Source organism: Corallococcus sp. AB011P (assembly GCF_003611605.1).
Classification (GTDB): domain Bacteria; phylum Myxococcota; class Myxococcia; order Myxococcales; family Myxococcaceae; genus Corallococcus; species Corallococcus coralloides.
In genome coordinates this window covers 778,054-794,227 of the sequence record NZ_RAVX01000001.1, presented here as the reverse complement: position 1 = coordinate 794,227, position 16,174 = coordinate 778,054, and the positions used below count along the sequence as shown (strand labels likewise).

Sequence of the window (16,174 nt, the reverse complement as noted above, 5' to 3'; positions counted from 1 at the left end):
GCGCCATGAGCACACCCCGCTTCCCGCCGTCGCCCCGCCGCCCCGTGAGCAACGAGGGTCCGCTGCGAGTCCTGCTGCTGGAGAACATCCACGCCTCGGCCCAGGAGATGCTGAAGGCGGAGGGCTTCGAGGTGGAGCGGCTGTCCGCGGCGCTCAAGCCGGAGGACCTGGCGGAGCGGCTCAAGGGCGTGCACCTGCTGGGCATCCGCAGCAAGACGACGGTGCCGGAGGAGTCGCTGAAGTACGCGGAGGACCTGCTGGCGATTGGGGCCTTCTGCATCGGCACCAACCAGGTGGATCTGCTCGCCTCCAGCGTGCACGGCGTGCCGGTGTTCAACGCGCCGTTCAGCAACACGCGCAGCGTGGCGGAGATGGTGCTGGCGGAGGTGGTGGTGCTGACGCGCCAGCTCTTCGACCGCAGCCGGGAGGTGCACACGGGGCAGTGGCGCAAGGTGGCCACGGGCAGCCACGAGGTGCGCGGCAAGACGCTGGGCATCATCGGCTACGGGCACATCGGCTCGCAGCTGGGCGTGCTGGCGGAGGCGCTGGGCATGCGCGTCCTCTACTACGACGTGATGACGAAGCTGCCCCTGGGCAACTCGCGGTCGGTGGCCACGCTGAACGCGCTGCTGGCGGAGTCCGACTTCGTGACGCTGCACGTGCCGGCGCTCGCGTCCACGCACTTGATGATGGGCGCGGAGCAGCTGGCGGCCATGAAGCCGGGCGCGTGCCTCATCAACGCCAGCCGCGGCACGGTGGTGGACATCCCGGCGCTGGCGCAGGCGCTGCGCTCCAAGCACCTGGGCGGCGCGGCGGTGGACGTGTACCCGGAGGAGCCGGAGGGCAACTCGGACGGCTTCGTGACGGAGCTGCAGGGGCTGCCCAACGTGGTGCTCACGCCGCACATCGGCGGCTCCACGGAGGAGGCGCAGGCCTCTATTGGCAAGGAGGTGGCCACGTCGCTGCTCAAGTTCGTGAAGGGCGGCGCGACGACGGGTGCGGTGAACTTCCCCAACGTGGAGACGCCCATCAACCCGGGCACCCACCGCATCATCAACGTGCACCGCAACACGCCGGGCGTGCTGCGTGACATCAACCGCATCGTGTCCGACATGAACGCCAACATCCACGCGCAGGTGCTGAGCACGGACGCGAACGTGGGCTACCTGGTGATGGACCTGGACCAGGACGTGTCCCGCCAGGTGTGCGAGGCCATCGCCGGGCTGGAGACGGACATCAAGACGCGCATCGTGTCCTGATGTGCCCGGCCCAGGCCCGGACGGCCTGGGCAACACCCCATGCGGCCCGCTCCAGGAGCAGGCCCTGGACGAGGAAGCCCAGGGCCCAGAACAGGGGCGCTCCCACGGGATCCCAGTTCACGGCGTACGTGGGGAAGAGCCCGGTGAGGAAGTACAGGACGCGCACGGGGATGCCCAGGAACACCATCCCCCAGCGGTGCTGTCCGAGTCCGGCATCCCCCAGCAGCGTCGCCAGGCCCATCCACAGGAGCAGCGGCAGCACCGCCCACGCACCCACCCGCATCAACCACTTGAAGACCTTCATGTCCCCCGCCTTCCGGCTCCGTGTTTCACCGGACCGAAGCTAGCGGGGACCGCCGCGCGAAGCTGCTCCGGCCCGCCGACACTGTCTGTCGTTGCCGGGCCTGCTCAGGCGTCCAATATCTTTCCCGGGTTGAGGATGCCCGCGGGGTCCAGCGCGCGCTTGAGGGTGCGCAGCAGCTCCAGCTCCCCGGGCGCGCGTGTGTAGTCCAGGTAGTCCTTCTTGAGCAGGCCGATGCCGTGCTCGGCGGAGATGCTGCCGCCGTGCTTGCGCACGAGGTCGAACATGGCGTGGTCGGACTGCTTCGCGTGGGCGAAGAAGTCCGCCTTCTCCACCGCGTCCGGCTTCATCACGTTGACGTGCAGGTTGCCGTCGCCAATGTGGCCGAAGAGGCAGATCTCCCAGCCCGGGTAGCGGCTGGCGAAGATGGCATCCAGCTCCGCGCAGAACGCCTCCAGGTTCGCCACCGGCAGGGAGATGTCGTTCTTGTGCAGCACGCCCGTGGCGGAGAGGCTCTCGCTGATGGACTCGCGCAGCGACCAAAGCTCCTGCGCCTGCGCCGCGCCTTGCGCCTGGGTGCCGTCCGTGACGAGCCCGCGCTCGAAGAGGGAGCCGAGCCACGCCTCCACCGCCGCCGGGTCACCGCCCTCGGACTCCAAGAGGACGTAGCAGCCGCTGGGGGCCTCGAAGGGCGAGCGCAGCTTGCGGTGGCGCTGCACGCGGGCCAGGCACTTGTCGGTGAAGAACTCGTAGGCGGACAGCACCAGCGGCGCCTGGCGCGCGTCGCGGAACAGCCGCAGCACGGCGGCCACGTCCGGCACCGCGAAGAGGAAGACGTCCTGCTTGCCGGGCAGCCGCGTCAGCTTGAGCGTGGCCTCCGTGATGATGCCCAGCGTGCCCTCGCTGCCGATGAAGAGCTGGCGCAGGTCCGCGCCGGTGTTGTTCTTCTCCAGCGCGCCGTTGAGCTCCAGCACCTGCCCCTGCGCCGTCACCACCTGGAGTCCCAGCACCCACTGCCGGGTGAGGCCGTAGCGGATGACCTTCACGCCGCCCGCGTTGGTGGCGATGTTGCCGCCCACGGTGCTGCTGCCCTTGGACGCGAAGTCCACCGGCCACGTAAGCCCGTGCGGCGCGCAGTGCTGGTGCACGGCCTCCGTCACCGCGCCGGCCTGCACGCGCACCGTGTTGCCCAGCAGGTCCACGGGCTCCATGCGGGTCATCCGCTTGAGCGACAGCACCACCTCGCCGCGCATGGCCACCGCCCCGCCCGCCAGGCCCGTGCGCCCGCCGGAGGGCACCACCGCGACGCGGTGCTGGTGGCACAGCGCCACGAAGCGGGCCACCTCCTCCGTGGTGCGAGGGAAGACCACCGCACCCGGAGCAGGGGCGTACACGCGCGTCCAGTCGCGGCCGTACTCCTGGAGCTCCGCAGGCTCCCGGGTGAGGAAGTCGGCGGGGAAGGACTCGGCGATGGCGCGGAGGAAGTCGGCGGGCAGCGCGGCGGTGGACATGGGTCCAAGGCGTATTGCAGCCCCCGGGGCCTGACAAGCCCGGCGGCGGCCCGGCGCACGGCCCCCGACGCATGCCGGGCCGGGAAAGAGCCAAGGGTTCCAGCTCACCCCGTATAGGGCTCGGACGCCGCGCCCCCATCGCGGCCCTGCCCTTTCGAGGAACATCCATCATGTCGTCGCTCCGCGCACTCGCCCTGCTGGCCGCCCTGTCCCTTGCCCCGAGCACCGCCGGGGCCGAACCGGAAGTGCCCGTCTCGGGCGAGACCTATGTCTTCACGTCGGTGGATGCCTACTCCGTGGGCCCCACCACGTTCGACGTCACCGGGACCCTCGTGGGTGAGAGCACACCACGCACCTTCAGGTTCTGGTCCGGGGGCGACTACGCCGTCGAGGCGTCGCGGTGTGATCGGCTGGCGCTGCTCGCCATGACCCGGCCCGGGCGCTATCTGTTCTCGTGGAGCCACGAGATTGCCTACATCACCCCCCCGACCTGCACGCTGACCCGTCAGTAGCCCCGGCTCCTTCCATGAAGACGCGGGTGCGCATGATGCGGGCATGGGTGTGGCTGGCCCTGGGACTCCAGCTGGGCTGCGGTGGCGTGGCCCCCAGGGACCTGGACGGCGACGGCCATCCGGCGGCGCTGGACTGTGATGACACGAACCCCACCTTGTGGCGGTCCGTCACGGGGTACGCGGACACGGACGGGGATGGCCACGGCGACGCGGCCCAGCCCGTCATCTGCGTGGGCGACACGACGAAGGGCTGGACGCAGGAGGCGGGCGACTGCGCCCCCGGGGATGCCACCCGCTGGCGCTCCGTGCCGGGCCTGTACCCGGACGCGGACGGGGACGGGGCCACGGGCAAGGGGCCGGTGACGGGCTGCGTGGGGGACTCGCTCCTGGGCTACCGGGAGCAGGCGGGCCCACCGGACTGCGATGATGGGGACGCCACGGTGTCGGCGCTCGCCCAGGCGTGGGTGGATGCGGACCTGGACGGCGTGGGCGCGGGCGACGCCATCACCTGGTGTCCGAGCCAGGGGCGCTCGCCGCCCCAGGGGCACGTGCTCACTTCGGGCGACTGCGCCCCTCGGGACACCCGCTTCTGGCAACAACTGCCCTTCACGCACCGGGACGAGGACGGGGACGGCTTCACCGTGGCGCAGGAAGGCACCGTGTGCGCGGGCGAGCACCTGCCCGCGGGATACGACACCGTGTCCGGCCCGGCCGACTGCGACGACCACCATGCCCTGCGCACCGTGAGGGTCGAGCGCTGGTGGGATGCGGATGGGGACGGCTACGGCGACGGAGCATCGATGCTTCGCTGCGTGGGTCCGGAGGAGTCCGTGCCGGGAGAGACCTTCCGGGGAGGGGACTGCGCGCCGGGTGACAGCACCCGCTGGCAGCCCCGGGCCTACGCCTCGCGGGATGCTGACGGCGACGGCTACTTCTCCCTGGCGACGGGCGAGGTCTGCAGCGGCTTCTGGCTGCCCCAGGGCTGCTCCCAGGCGGTGTGGAATGACGACTGCGATGACGGGAACCAGACGCGGTTCCGCGCCTGGAGCGTCCACGCGGACGTGGATGGGGACGGCGTGGGTTCCGGCGCGGCGACTTCCGTCTGCGGCACGGCGGCCGTGCCCACGGGCTACTCCACGCAGGCCACCGACTGCGCGCCCCAGGACGCCACCGTGTGGCGGATGCTGGGCTTCACCCGCCGCGACGCCGACGGCGACACGTACACCGTGGCGCAGACGGGCGAGCTGTGCGCGGGCTCCAGCCTCCCCGCGGGCTACGCCTCCCAGCCGCTGTCCGGCGAGGACTGCGACGACACGAACGCCGCCGCCTTCCGGAACGTGGCGGCCTACGAGGACACGGACGGGGACGGAGTGGGGGCGGGAGCATCGACGCTCCTCTGCACCAACGGCCAGGTCCCCAGCCCCTGGTCCGCCAGCGACACGGACTGCGACGCGCAGGACGCGGCGCGCTGGCAGGACCTGGAGGCCACCCACGCGGACCACGACGGGGACGGTTTCACCGCGCCCATCCCCGCGCAGCGCTTCTGCACGGGAAAAGCCCTGCCCCCGCCCTACTTCGCCAAGGCCGTGGGCAACGACTGCGACGACTCGGACGCGGACCGCTACCGGTGGCTCTTCCTCTACCGCGACCAGGACGCCGACGGCGTCGGCGCCCCGCCCCGGCAGATGACGTGTCTGGGCCCGGCGGTACTCGCCGGCTGGTCGCGGTACGGGGATGACGCGGATGACAACGACACCGCCGTCCAGACGGATGAAGCCATGGACGAGGAGCTGAGCCTCATCCTGGACCTGTGAGCCCCTATTCCTCGAGGAAGGCCAGCAGTGCTTCGTTGACGACGTCCTTGTTGACGGAGCACATGCCGTGGCTGAAGCCTGGGAAGACCTGGAGCTTCGCGCCCTTCACGAGCGTGGCGGTGATGCGCGCCGAGCCGTCGATGGGGACGAGCTGATCATCATCGCCGTGCATCACCAGCGTGGGCACGTCGAAGCGGGCCAGGTCGGCTCGGAAGTCCGTCTCGGAGAAGGCCTTGATGCAGTCGTACTCGGCCTTGAGGCTCCCCATCACCCCCTGGAGGCGGTAGCTCTCGAGCAACCCCTCCGACACCCGCGCGCCGGGACGGTTGAAGCCGTAGAACGCCAGGCTCAGCTCCTTGAAGAAGCTGGAGCGATCCCCACGCACTCCAGCGCGAAGGTCGTCGAAGACCTGCATGGGCAGGCCATTGGGGTGCCAGTCCGTCTTGATCAGGATGGGCAGCACGGCGCCGATGAGCACCACCTTGGCCACGCGAGAAGTGCCGTGGCGCCCGATGTAGCGCGCCACCTCGCCGCCGCCCAGGGAGTGGCCCACGTGCACGGCCTTGCGCAGCGCCAGCGCGGAGGTCAGCTCCGACAGGTCGTCCGCATACGTGTCCATGTCGTGGCCGTCCCAGGGTTGCGACGAGCGCCCGTGCCCCCGGCGGTCGTGAGCGATGGTGCGATACCCATGCTCGGACAGAAACAGCATCTGGTCCTCGAACGCATCGGACGTGAGCGCCCAACCGTGTGAGAAGACGACGGGCTGTCCGTCCTTGGGTCCCCAGTCCTTGAAGTAGAGCTGGGTGCCGTCCTTCGTGGTGAGGAAGGTGCCGGAAATCCGTTCCAGGTGCGGGGAGTCCGTCTGCGTTTCGCTGGTCATGCGCCCGTCCTTCGCGATGGGGAGTCCCACCGCTCGCGACGGTGCGCATCACCTCCGGGGCCGGGCATTGCCCCCGGGGGTCAGGTCAACGCTCCTGGAGCGCCGCGCCCTCAGTGCTGTTGGCCAGGCCCCGCGTGGCCGTCATCCCCGATGACGTAGGTCCGCAGCTCGCGCACCCGCTCCGCCTCGCCCGCCAGCCACACGAAGCCATCCCCCGGCGGAGGCGTGAACTTCGCCAGCTCGCGCCGCGGCAGCGCGCCGTCGCCCGGCCCCGGCGCTCCTCGCACCACCCAGGCCGGCTGCCAGGAGGCCTTCGTGACGAAGGTCTGCTTCTCGGACGCGTTGGCCACGACCACCACGGTCGTCACGGGCACGCCCGGACGCAGCAACTCCACCCGGCGGCCGAGCGCGGGCAGCGCGCTCTCGTCGCCCATCATCAGGTACCAGTCGAAGTCATCGGGCACGAGCTGCGAGCCCTTCGGTCCGCCAATCTCCAGCGTGGAGCCGACCTTCGCGCCCGCCGCCCACTCCGTGGCGGGTCCGGAGCCGTGCAGCGCGAAGTCGATGGTCAGCGTCTGGCCTCGGTTGTCGTAGGCGCGAGGCGTGAAGTCGCGCATCACCTGCTCCCCCGCCTGCGGGAAGAACAGCTTGATGTGGTCATCCGTCGACGGGCTGTGGAAGTCCGCCAGGTCCGGCGACGCGAAGTGGATGCGCCGCATGCGAGGCGTCACGGACTCCACGCCGCTGACCAACAGCCTGCGCCGCCGCAGCTCGTGGCGCACGCGAACGATTTTGATGCGGGTCCTGGGTGCTCATGAGCGGAGCCTCTCGATCTTCTGCGCGGCCTCGTCGATCAACGCCGCCACGTCGAGCACGACCTTCTTGTCGACGCCGGGCGACAGCGTGTCGAACAGCACGCTCTTCAGGTTCTGCATCGCGCGACGGGCGGGAGCCGCGTCCGTGCGCTCGCGAATCTCTCCGGCCTCTCCCAGCCGCCGCAGCAGCCCCTCCACCGTCTTCGCGTTCTCCGCGAGCAGCGCCTTGCCCTGCTCCGTGATGGCGAAGAGCTTGCGCTGCGTGTCGGTCGTGTCCGGCTCACCCACCAGCGCCATGTCCTTGAGCAGGGTGAGCGTGGGGTAGATGCCCCCGGGACTGGGGGGCGTACACGCCCCGGCCTGGCTGATTTGTCAGGGCCGGCGGCTATGAACGGGCGCTGCACGCCGCACCGGAGTGCAGCCAGGAGGCACGAGCGATGGGCAACCGCGGGTGGGCGGTGCTGTGGCCGCGGCGCAGTTCCCGGAGCGGTCGGTGAAGGGCCTGGGGGTGGACAATGCGCGCTGACGTCCTGCTCGGGTGCGTGGCACTGCTCCTCACCGGCTGCGCTTCGTTGCCTCCCGGGCCTGGAAGGACGCTGAGCTACACGTCCCGCACGGAGACTGACTCCCCTGGAGTACGAGCGTCGAACGACGAGGCGCCGCGTGCATCCGCCCCGGTACCGGGTGTCACGCCCCGTGAGGAAGCGCCTCCCCTGTACCGCCGCAAGACCGTCCGCGAAGCGGTGACGGGGGCGCGCCCCGTTCGTGCGGTGACCCTGGCGGACGTCACCCGCTCCGACGACGTGCAACCGGATGCCTGGGAGCAGTTGCTGACGAACGCGGGGCTGGAAGCGAGAGACGAACGCCCTCTGGGAGGTGCGCTGACGCCCACGCAAGCGGCGCGGTTGCTGGGAGCTCTTCTGGGCAAGCCCGTCACGTTGAGCACCTTCCCGCCACGCATGGCCGCGGGCTTCATCCTGCGCGAGGTGATGGAGGGAGGCGAAGTCACGCGGGAGGAGCTATCGCGGCGGGTGGAGCGCTTTTCCCGGGAGCGGGTCGCGGTGCTGCGACCCGACGGCTATCTGGCGTGGGCACTCACCGGACGAACCCAGCAGAAGGTGGCACCTGTCGAGTGGAAGGACGGCGCCTTCCGTGCCCATGGCTTCGAGCTGGGCCGCTTCTACAGCGGCAAGGGCGGCGTCTTCCGGACCGTGGACGTGCAGCTCCAGTCCTCGGATTGGCGGCCCCTGGCCGAGGTGTACGACGACGCGGACGTCATCAGCCGCACCCTGGATGGCGCCGAGGATGCCGTCGCGGAGCTGTACCACGCGTTGGGACAACTGCTCACGCGTCCCGTGGACAGCATCGCGGGGCTGAGCCACCTGCCAGCGGGCGTGGCGGCGCTCATCGCGGCATCCCCCATGTACTGGGAACGCTTCCAGTCCATGACCCGTGGCGAGCAGATCCGCGAAGTGTCACGGCTGACGACGGGCCTGTTCATCACCGGGGGCGCGGCCTCGGCCACGACACGGATGATGAAGGGGATGTCCGTGGGCGCGGAGGCCACGGTGCCGGTGCTCTCGCTATCAGCGAAGGGCGCGCTGGCGCTGGAGCGCGTCGCGGTGCCCGCGGGGCGGGCCGCGGCAGTGCTGAGCGGCGGACCTGGGGCAGTCATCATCCTCCAGCGTTCGAATGCTTCCGGTTCAGGACCCGCGCCATCCAATGGGCCCGGACAGTGGGCGCCTGCCAATGAGTCCATGTCCCCGCGCGCCCGGCAATACCAGGAGCAGATCACCGGACACTCGGCGGATGAGGCGTACTGGGTCGGCGGCACGAGCACGAAGGATGGCGGGCTCAAGTTCGATGGATTCAAGGATGACGCGCTACTGGAGGCCAAAGGGCCCGGCTACGCTGAATTCTTTGAAGCCAACCTCGCACCCAAGCGCTGGTTCGACGCATCGGGCAAAGCTCGCGAACTCGTGAATCAAGGCCGGAAGCAACGCGATATCGTCCGTGGAATGGGCATCCGTATTGAATGGCACGTCGCGGAGAAGCATGCGGCAGACTCCATTCGGAAACTGCTGAGGGACAATGACATCCCGGAGATCATCGTCATCCCCACTGCGATGCGCCCGTTGAAACCTTGAGAACATCACCTCATGACACCCCCCGCCGATTCCCAGACCCATCCCGAAACCTACTACGCCGGGGCCTACTGGGGCCCGCGACGGGAATCCCCCGAAGAATGTGCCCAGCGAGCGGCGGCCTTCCTCAACATGCTGGCCACGTGTGACCCCCTGCTGGCGAACTGGAACAAGATTCCCAAGCCGCGCGGCAGGGGACGCAAGACCCCCCTCATGCCTCCCGACCTGCCCACCCTGACGGAGGCGTTCCGGCGTGGCGTCAACCGCGAGCCGGGGGGACCGCCCATTGAGCATCTGGGCTTGAGCGTCTCGGCATACAATGACGGGACCAGCCAGGACCATGCTTCCGTGAACATGAACTGCGGGAGTTACGCGAAGCACCGCTCCGCCAACGTATGCGTCCTGTCACTTCCGTCGAAGGGAGAGGCGGCGGAGCGCATCCTCACGGCCTCCGTGCTGAAGGAAGTGATTCGCAGCATGGCGCTGGCCTGGGAACCAGACTGGGCCGTGGCCATGTCTCACTCACATCGGGACATGGATGAGGGAGGAGACAAGGCTGACATCTGGCTCGGCTGGGTGACCTACCTGTCCCGCCACCGGGGCACGGTGCCGCCACTGCCCGCCCCTGTACGCATCGAGCCCGTGGAGGACAGAGGCACGTTGCTCATCCTGACCCCCGAGCGCTTCACGGTGGCCAACCCCGAGCACGTCGCACTGGCGCGGCAGGTACGTGAGCTGCTGGCCCGGGCAGGGCTCATGCGGTCCGCGGCGCTCTGAAGCGCAGCCCACGGTCTGAAGTCCCGACACTCAGTCCCGGAAGAACTCGGAGGGATGCGAGTCGACATAGCGCAGGAAGCAGGCCTTGAGCTTCACCTCGCCTTCGCATCCTTCCCAGACACCCATGGCGCCTCCCGTTCACGGCCCAGGCCGTACGGGTTCCTCACATATCAGGCGTCCGCGAGCGCTACGACCAGCGGCCCGGACAACAGGTGCCCGGGCCGCCGAGTGTCTTCCGCTACGGGTGGCTGGCGGGGTCCGCCGGGTTGGTGCCCGCGGCCCGCTCATCACCGTCCAGGAAGCCGTCCAGGTCCCGGTCGATGCCCACGCGCTGACCGGAGCCCGGCGGCGTGCAGGTGTACGTCAGCACGCCCTGGTTCGCGGCCACGCCCGAGCGCAGCGACGCGGACGGCACCAGCGGCAGCGCCGCGCGGTCCGCCTTGAACTGCCCGCTGCCCAGGTAGCGGAAGCCCATCTCGTACGTGCCCGCGCGGCCCTTGGCCACCAGGTCGCACTCGCCCGCGTCCGCGCGCGCCATCAAGAGGTCGATGCGCGTCCCCACCACCGTCGCGTTGGTCGCGGTGAGCGTCACCTGCTGCCCGACGATGGGCGCTAGGTTGGTTTCGAAGGCGAACATGTATTCCTCCATGTCCTTCTTCGCCTGGAAGCCCGCGGGCGTGTCCGGGATGCCCACCTGGTTGAAGATGGGGTGGAAGTCGAAGCCGCTGTTGAAGAGGAACAGCGTGGGGATGGCGCCGTCGCTGTTGAAGCCCGTGCCACGCACCTGGTCCCCCAGGAACGGATCCACCGGCGTGTTGCCGAAGGGGAAGCCGGCGCCGAACATGCCGACCTTCTGGTACAGGTTCCGCAGGTGCGGGACCTTGGGGAACAGCGGCTCCGCGTCGAAGGAGCTGCGGCCGTCCGTGCCGAAGAAGCCCTTGAAGGGGCCCTCGCCCGGGTTCGCGTTCACGTCCACGCGGTGGCAGGACTCGCACGACCCCGGGAAGAAGCTGGTGGTGTTCGTGAAGAAGTCCTTGCCCGCCTGCTGCGAAGCCGTGAGCGAGTTGTCCAGCTTGCGGATGGGGTTGGGCGGGTAGACGACCTGGAGGATGAAGTCGGAGAACTTCTGCATCTCCACTTCCGACAGCTGCGAGCTGCGGCCCAGCAGGTCCTTGAACGCGGGGTTGAACTGCTTGAAGGCCGCGACCTCGTCGAAGGTGCCGCTGTTGGGCTGCACGCTGGGCGCGCTGTCGCCGCCGGTGCGGTCCCCGCGCCAGTGCATGGGGCCCTGGTTGGCCATGCCGCGCAGGCTCTGCGTGGACAGGGGGCCCTTCAGCGGGTGGAAGGACGTGTCCTGACCGAACGTGGGGTCCGTGCCGAACTCCGGCAGCACCGGCACGATGGGGTTGTAGCTCGCCTTCACGTCACCGTCCGGGTTGCCCAGGTCCCAGGTCGTGCTGTCGAAGTCGCCGAAGATGTGGCAGCTGCCGCAGGACGAATCGCCGTGGCTGGAGCTGCTGCGCGCGTCGTAGAGGAACGGGCGGCCCTGCACCACGCTGGCCGGCTCCGGGTTGAACATGGGCAGGTGCGCGACCTCCGTCTTCGTCGCGGTGTTGACGACGGAGATGGCGTTGTCGAAGCGGGTGAGCACGTACAGGCGCCCCCGGGCTTCATCCAGCACCAGGCCGGTGGGGCCTCCGCCCGTCAGCGCGACCTGGTTCGCGGTGGAGGGCGTGAAGGTGCCGGACTCCAACTGGGACGTGGCGTACACGCCCAGCTTCGACGAGCCGAACGCGGCGACGTAGAGCGTGGCGCCGTCGGACGTCACGGCCATGCCCGTGGGCTGCGCGAGGCTCTTCTCGCTCTCCGTGTTGGGCGTGGCCGCGCAGCAGGCCGCGTAGTTGATGTGCGTGTTGAGGTGGCGGGGCGTGACGGAGGGAGCGCTGGGGCCGCCCAGCACGGTGATGCGGCTTTCGTGCAGGTGGCCGCGCAGGGTGTTGCCCGTCATGGTGCCGGGGCCCTCGAAGCGCAGGTCGTTTCGCGCTTCGGTGTTGCTCACGTAGACCTTCCCACTCACCGGGTTGACGGCCATGTTGAACAGGATGGTGCCCACGCCAGCGTAGGTGCCCGCCGCGCCGGACACCTGCACGGGCGGGTTGGCGGTGGCGGAGATGGCGAAGACGTCCTTGTCCGGCAGGGAGAAGCGGACGTAATCGGTCCACGGGCGGTTGAGCACGTCCACCCAGTCCTCGCCGTTGTACTTCACGATGACGGAGACCTCCGGGGCGGGGATGCCCTGGTGGTTGACGTTGGGGCCGGGGACACCGCCCACGGACTCGCCGCCGTTGGGGACCAGGCTCTCGTGGACCACGGAGGTGCGGTTGCCGGAGTGGAACGCGGCCGCGTACACCCGGCTGCCGTCCGGCGTGGCCGCGAGCGCGCGAGGCGTATCACCGAACAGGGTGAGGCGGGTGAGCGGCGTGCCGCCCAGCGTCGTGCCCAGGTTGTCCGAGTCGAACACCCAGACGTCCGCGCGGCCTACACCCGGCGTGGTGAGCTGCGGGTCGAACCCGGTGTTCTGGCCACGGTGCGCGGCGGTGATGAACGCGCGCTTCTTGCCGGTGCCCGCGAAGACGATGTCGCGGGGCTCGTCGCCCACGAGCAGCGTCCGCGTCACGCTGCCGCCCTGCCCGTTCGCGTCCACCTTCACGACGCTGACGCTGTCGGACAGGTGGTTGACCACCCAGACCTCGTTGTTGGTGCGCGCGGCCACGGCCACGGGCTCCAGACCCACGGGCACGGAGCCCTTGTGGGTGAGGCCGCTGGTGCCCACCTGGAAGATCTCCAACCGGTTGTCCGGCGTGTTGACGGCGTAGAGCCACTGGCCGTTGGGCGACAGTGCCAGGGGACGCACCTGGCCACTCTCGAAGACGGTGAAGTGCTGCGCGTGCGACGGGCTGCCCATGGCGAGGCCCAACAGCAGCGTCGCCGCGGACGCGGTGCGCTTGAAGACACGGCGCACCACCGGGTGTCTGACTTTCATGGATGTCTCTCGGGAAAGGGGGATGGGGACCCCGGCTTCACTGTAGGTGTGGCGTCTGACATTGAGGAACGGGTGAACCCGGACCCGGTGGAATCGTTGCGCGGCGCAAAGACTCCATCCCTGTGTACGCAGTGAAGGGCGTTCCCTGGTCGGACCGCCGTCAACGAGGCCAGTCGCGCAGGAGCCGTTCGGCGGCGTCCTGCTGGTCCCACTCCACGCGGCCGGTCAGCGTCAGGCCCCCGCGCTCGATACGGATTTGCCGCCACACCGGAGCGCCCGGCACGTAGCGCGCCTCCGAGCGGGCCCATGCCGCGCCGCCGGTGGCCTCCACCATGCGCATCACGCAGGCGTCGAACTCCGCCTCTGGCAGCCAGCGCAGCGCGTCCAGCACCTGGTCGGACTCGAAGTCGCGCAGCGCGGACGGATGGCCGGTGACGGCCCTCAAGGCCTGGGGGCCCCTTCCTTCCGGGATGAAGGAGAGGCCCTGGGGTCCCAGCACGCAGAAGCCCGTGCGCTTGCCGAGCTTCGCGGGAAACACCGCCACGCTGTCCAGGCGCACGCCCGTCCGGGCCGCGCCGCGCAGCGGGGGCTGACGGTGCAGCTCCACGAGCAGGGCGACCGCCGTGACCCCGCGGACGGAGCGTGCATGGAGCCGCCGATCTCCCTCCACCTTGAGGTCCACGTTCTGTTCCAGCCGGAAGCCGTCAGGGGAAATGGTTCCCAACCGCACCTCCTGCGGTTCACCGAACATCGGCACCCAGATGAGCCGCTCGCTGGTGAGCCGGAGCCGGCCAGCGCGCAGGAACTGTGCCGCCAGGATGCCAAGGGTGCCCGATACCAGGCAGGCCACCACCGGGACATCCATCGACCTGGGGACGACGAGCAACAGCAGGGAGCACAGCGCGGTCAGCACTCCCCAGGCGAACACCATGCGCGGCGACACTTCCTGCCGCAGGGACATGGGCACGAGGCTCGGGTCCGACCTTCGCCGGGTGTCGTCCTCGAAGACGAGCACCTCGCCCGGCTTCAGCGCCCAGCTCGCGGGTTGGCGCACCAGCGAATCCAGCCGCGTCAGCGCCTCTTCGAGTGACACGCCCTCGGGAGCCACCGTCAGCACATCCAACCTGCGCCAGGCCAGCCGCGTCAGCCGCTCCCGCCGCGCCGACAACTCCCGGGCCGCCTTCAACACAGGCGTGTCGTCCGGCCAGGCCGCCTGCGCCGCGCGGCGCTGGACGCGCTCCAGCGCCTCCTCCACCGCACGCGCTTCGGCCACGAGCGCGGGCACCAGCTCCGGACGCCGCACCAGTGCGCGCCGCCACCGCCGGCCGGACAGCGCCTTCTCCAGCTCCGCGTACGGCCGCCGCGCCGCCGTGAGGACCTCCGCGCGGCCCTCCAACTGACGCTCGACGTCGGCCACCGTGAGGCCTGGCAGGGCAGTGCTGGGACGTGACCGCTCACGCATCGCGCGGGACAGCATAGCCCCGCGCGCGACAGGCCGCCGGATGCATGCCCCCGCCGTTACTCCACCGGCGGCTCCAGCTCCAATCGCTCACACTGACGCAGCATCTCCGCCGCGTCAGCGGGTTCGTCGGGCGAGGGCGGTACCGCCTCCGACCAGGGCACGGACGGCTGGGCCGGCGTTCCCATCGACTCCTTCAGGAGCGCGATGAGGTCCCTCGCGGGGTCCCTGGGAAACGACGTCACCGCCTGCAACGGCCGAGGCGCGACGGGCGGCAGCTCCGACAGGTCCTCGCAAGGAAGCGCGGCGGCCTGGAGCAACAGCGCGGGCGACGGTGGCGGGGCCACCACCGCCACGGGCTCCGTGGGCAGCAGGTCATCCGGGTCGAAGCCGAAGGGCACCTGGGGCACCACCTGGAGCGACACGGCCTCGCGCTCCACGTCCGGCACGTCCCCCTCCGTCGGGATGCACCGCAGCGTGTTCAAGCGGGGCGTGGGCGCCTCCGCGAGCGTCTCGGTGGACACCGCGTCCGAACGCACCGGCGACAGGGGCTCGCCCCCCCTGGGAGGCCACAGGGGCACCGGCAGCAGCACCACGGCCGGCTCGCGCAGGGGCAGCGAGCGCACCCGCGCGCCTCCCAGCTCCACCGCCGCCTTCGCCACCGCGGCGGCGTGCTCCGCGAGCACCCGCTCCGCCCAGGCCTTCACCCACCGCGCCAGGGACAGCACCCAGGCGAGGTGCCGCCGCGCGCGGGGCCGCGCCACCAGGGCCTCGGCTGGCGGAGCCGCGTGCATCGTCAGTCCTCCTTCACCGGCATCCGGATGATCAACGGCGACGTCCCGGTGGCCAGCCCCTCCGACTCCACCGACAGCAGCTCTCCTTCCGCGCGCACCTCCAGCCGGCCCAGCGACTCTCCCTGCGGCAGACGGGGGAAGTGGAAGTGCCCCTCCGCATCCGTGCGCGTACTCAACTGCAGCGAGGGCAGCGCCACCCACGCGTCCCGGATGGGCACATCACCGGGCCCCACCACCCGACCCAGCAGGGGGGCCGGCGCGGACGCCGCGTCCACCAATGACAGACATCGCCCCTCCGCCTGGGGTTTCTCCTTGCGCACCTGCACCCGCAGGCGGAAGGCCGGACGCGGCACCGAACGCAACCCCGCCCACAGCGCCGCCGGCAACGGACTCAGGTCCACCTCCAATTCCTTGTCGCCCATGGCCGCGAAGACCAGGTCACCCAGCAGCCGGTGCGCGCGCTCGGGCGTCTCCGCGCCCACCGTCACCAGATAGCATACGGTGAACTGCAGGGCGCCCCGCTTCCCCGCCCGGGTCAGGGGCGCCGGACCCAGCTCCAGGAGGTAAAGACAGACACCCCGGTCCAGGGCCTCACGGTCGGGCACGCCCAGGTGCACCGGCGCATCCGTGGCAATGCGTCCCACCCACGCCTTCATGCGCAGATCGACTTCGTCGATCATCCTTGGCCCCCCGGTTCCCGGCCTTGAATGCCACGCCACCGTTTCCCTTCATCATACGCTCTCATTGAGCGGTTTGGCTGGACATCACCCAGGGGATTGAACAGGACGTCCTTGATTTGACAGGCATTGCACGCATTTCCAGGCTCTGAGGGACTACGCAGCGTGTCGGGAACCGGGCAGTCCCT

General features: G+C 70.0%; 14 protein-coding genes. 5 read left to right on the top strand and 9 right to left on the bottom strand.

Going from position 1 to position 16,174, the window contains the following annotated elements; all coding sequences use genetic code 11:
* Window positions 1-5: 5 nt before the first annotated feature.
* A complete protein-coding gene (serA, locus tag D7X30_RS03390; protein ID WP_120561352.1) occupies window positions 6-1,259 on the top strand; it encodes a phosphoglycerate dehydrogenase in 1,254 nt (417 codons plus the stop codon).
* Here serA and D7X30_RS03385 read toward each other — a convergent pair.
* Both D7X30_RS03385 and D7X30_RS03380 read right to left on the bottom strand, forming a co-directional pair.
* Window positions 1,237-1,563 carry a hypothetical protein gene (locus tag D7X30_RS03385; RefSeq protein ID WP_120561351.1) on the bottom strand — a complete coding sequence of 109 codons (327 nt, stop codon included), beginning with the start codon at window positions 1,561-1,563 and terminating at the stop codon, window positions 1,237-1,239. The two genes, serA and D7X30_RS03385, sit on opposite strands and share 23 nt — an antisense overlap.
* Before the next feature lie 104 nt (window positions 1,564-1,667).
* Complete coding sequence (locus D7X30_RS03380; RefSeq protein ID WP_120561350.1) at window positions 1,668-3,071, bottom strand: FAD-binding oxidoreductase; 1,404 nt, start codon at window positions 3,069-3,071, stop codon at window positions 1,668-1,670.
* A gap of 170 nt (window positions 3,072-3,241) precedes the next feature.
* Here D7X30_RS03380 and D7X30_RS03375 point away from each other — a divergent pair, with 170 nt between their 5' ends.
* Together D7X30_RS03375 and D7X30_RS03370 are read left to right on the top strand one after the other, a co-directional pair.
* Window positions 3,242-3,583, top strand: a complete 342-nt coding sequence (locus D7X30_RS03375) for a hypothetical protein (protein WP_120561349.1) — start codon at window positions 3,242-3,244, stop codon at window positions 3,581-3,583.
* A 32-nt stretch (window positions 3,584-3,615) separates the two neighbouring features.
* On the top strand, window positions 3,616-5,397 hold the full coding sequence (locus D7X30_RS03370; RefSeq protein WP_120561348.1) for a hypothetical protein: 1,782 nt from the start codon (window positions 3,616-3,618) through the stop codon (window positions 5,395-5,397).
* A 4-nt stretch (window positions 5,398-5,401) separates the two neighbouring features.
* Here the strand turns inward: D7X30_RS03370 and D7X30_RS03365 are convergent, their stop codons facing one another.
* The 3 genes from D7X30_RS03365 to D7X30_RS03355 all read right to left on the bottom strand — a co-directional run bounded on the left by D7X30_RS03365 (window position 5,402) and on the right by D7X30_RS03355 (window position 7,389).
* Window positions 5,402-6,277, bottom strand: coding sequence for an alpha/beta fold hydrolase (locus D7X30_RS03365; protein WP_120561737.1), 876 nt, complete (start codon window positions 6,275-6,277; stop codon window positions 5,402-5,404).
* A 110-nt stretch (window positions 6,278-6,387) separates the two neighbouring features.
* A complete protein-coding gene (locus tag D7X30_RS03360; RefSeq protein WP_120561347.1) occupies window positions 6,388-7,059 on the bottom strand; it encodes a siderophore-interacting protein in 672 nt (223 codons plus the stop codon).
* Window positions 7,060-7,089: 30 nt separating this feature from the next.
* Window positions 7,090-7,389 carry a hypothetical protein gene (locus D7X30_RS03355; RefSeq protein WP_233591353.1) on the bottom strand — a complete coding sequence of 100 codons (300 nt, stop codon included), beginning with the start codon at window positions 7,387-7,389 and terminating at the stop codon, window positions 7,090-7,092.
* A gap of 218 nt (window positions 7,390-7,607) precedes the next feature.
* On the opposite strand from D7X30_RS03355, the gene D7X30_RS43525 reads away from it, so the two are divergent.
* Together D7X30_RS43525 and D7X30_RS42590 are read left to right on the top strand one after the other, a co-directional pair.
* Window positions 7,608-9,239 carry a Tox-REase-5 domain-containing protein gene (locus D7X30_RS43525; RefSeq protein ID WP_120561346.1) on the top strand — a complete coding sequence of 544 codons (1,632 nt, stop codon included), beginning with the start codon at window positions 7,608-7,610 and terminating at the stop codon, window positions 9,237-9,239.
* A 12-nt stretch (window positions 9,240-9,251) separates the two neighbouring features.
* Complete coding sequence (locus tag D7X30_RS42590) at window positions 9,252-10,013, top strand: immunity 52 family protein (protein WP_233591352.1); 762 nt, start codon at window positions 9,252-9,254, stop codon at window positions 10,011-10,013.
* Window positions 10,014-10,251: 238 nt separating this feature from the next.
* Here the strand turns inward: D7X30_RS42590 and D7X30_RS03340 are convergent, their stop codons facing one another.
* The 4 genes from D7X30_RS03340 to D7X30_RS03325 all read right to left on the bottom strand — a co-directional run bounded on the left by D7X30_RS03340 (window position 10,252) and on the right by D7X30_RS03325 (window position 15,989).
* Entirely contained in the window at window positions 10,252-13,056 is a 2,805-nt protein-coding gene (locus D7X30_RS03340; RefSeq protein ID WP_120561345.1) for a beta-propeller fold lactonase family protein, read from the bottom strand.
* A 160-nt stretch (window positions 13,057-13,216) separates the two neighbouring features.
* Window positions 13,217-14,518 (bottom strand): hypothetical protein, encoded by a 1,302-nt coding sequence (locus tag D7X30_RS03335; protein ID WP_147443082.1) that lies wholly within the window; start codon window positions 14,516-14,518, stop codon window positions 13,217-13,219.
* Window positions 14,519-14,574: 56 nt separating this feature from the next.
* The gene (locus D7X30_RS03330; protein WP_120561343.1) at window positions 14,575-15,309 is read right to left on the bottom strand and encodes a hypothetical protein; all 735 of its coding nucleotides are present in this window, start codon (window positions 15,307-15,309) and stop codon (window positions 14,575-14,577) included.
* 2 nt (window positions 15,310-15,311) lie between these two features.
* Window positions 15,312-15,989 (bottom strand): carboxypeptidase-like regulatory domain-containing protein, encoded by a 678-nt coding sequence (locus tag D7X30_RS03325; protein WP_120561342.1) that lies wholly within the window; start codon window positions 15,987-15,989, stop codon window positions 15,312-15,314.
* Window positions 15,990-16,174: the final 185 nt, after the last annotated feature.

What these genes read in the sequence shown, in the direction of transcription:
- serA (WP_120561352.1), top strand. Translation starts at nt 6, where the DNA reads ATGAGCACACCCCGCTTCCCGCCGTCGCCCCGCCGCCCCGTGAGCAAC.
- D7X30_RS03385 (WP_120561351.1), bottom strand. Translation starts at nt 1,563, where the DNA reads ATGAAGGTCTTCAAGTGGTTGATGCGGGTGGGTGCGTGGGCGGTGCTG.
- D7X30_RS03380 (WP_120561350.1), bottom strand. Translation starts at nt 3,071, where the DNA reads ATGTCCACCGCCGCGCTGCCCGCCGACTTCCTCCGCGCCATCGCCGAG.
- D7X30_RS03375 (WP_120561349.1), top strand. Translation starts at nt 3,242, where the DNA reads ATGTCGTCGCTCCGCGCACTCGCCCTGCTGGCCGCCCTGTCCCTTGCC.
- D7X30_RS03370 (WP_120561348.1), top strand. Translation starts at nt 3,616, where the DNA reads ATGATGCGGGCATGGGTGTGGCTGGCCCTGGGACTCCAGCTGGGCTGC.
- D7X30_RS03365 (WP_120561737.1), bottom strand. Translation starts at nt 6,277, where the DNA reads ATGACCAGCGAAACGCAGACGGACTCCCCGCACCTGGAACGGATTTCC.
- D7X30_RS03355 (WP_233591353.1), bottom strand. Translation starts at nt 7,389, where the DNA reads ATGGCGCTGGTGGGTGAGCCGGACACGACCGACACGCAGCGCAAGCTC.
- D7X30_RS43525 (WP_120561346.1), top strand. Translation starts at nt 7,608, where the DNA reads ATGCGCGCTGACGTCCTGCTCGGGTGCGTGGCACTGCTCCTCACCGGC.
- D7X30_RS42590 (WP_233591352.1), top strand. Translation starts at nt 9,252, where the DNA reads ATGACACCCCCCGCCGATTCCCAGACCCATCCCGAAACCTACTACGCC.
- D7X30_RS03340 (WP_120561345.1), bottom strand. Translation starts at nt 13,056, where the DNA reads ATGAAAGTCAGACACCCGGTGGTGCGCCGTGTCTTCAAGCGCACCGCG.
- D7X30_RS03335 (WP_147443082.1), bottom strand. Translation starts at nt 14,518, where the DNA reads ATGCGTGAGCGGTCACGTCCCAGCACTGCCCTGCCAGGCCTCACGGTG.
- D7X30_RS03330 (WP_120561343.1), bottom strand. Translation starts at nt 15,309, where the DNA reads ATGCACGCGGCTCCGCCAGCCGAGGCCCTGGTGGCGCGGCCCCGCGCG.
- D7X30_RS03325 (WP_120561342.1), bottom strand. Translation starts at nt 15,989, where the DNA reads ATGATCGACGAAGTCGATCTGCGCATGAAGGCGTGGGTGGGACGCATT.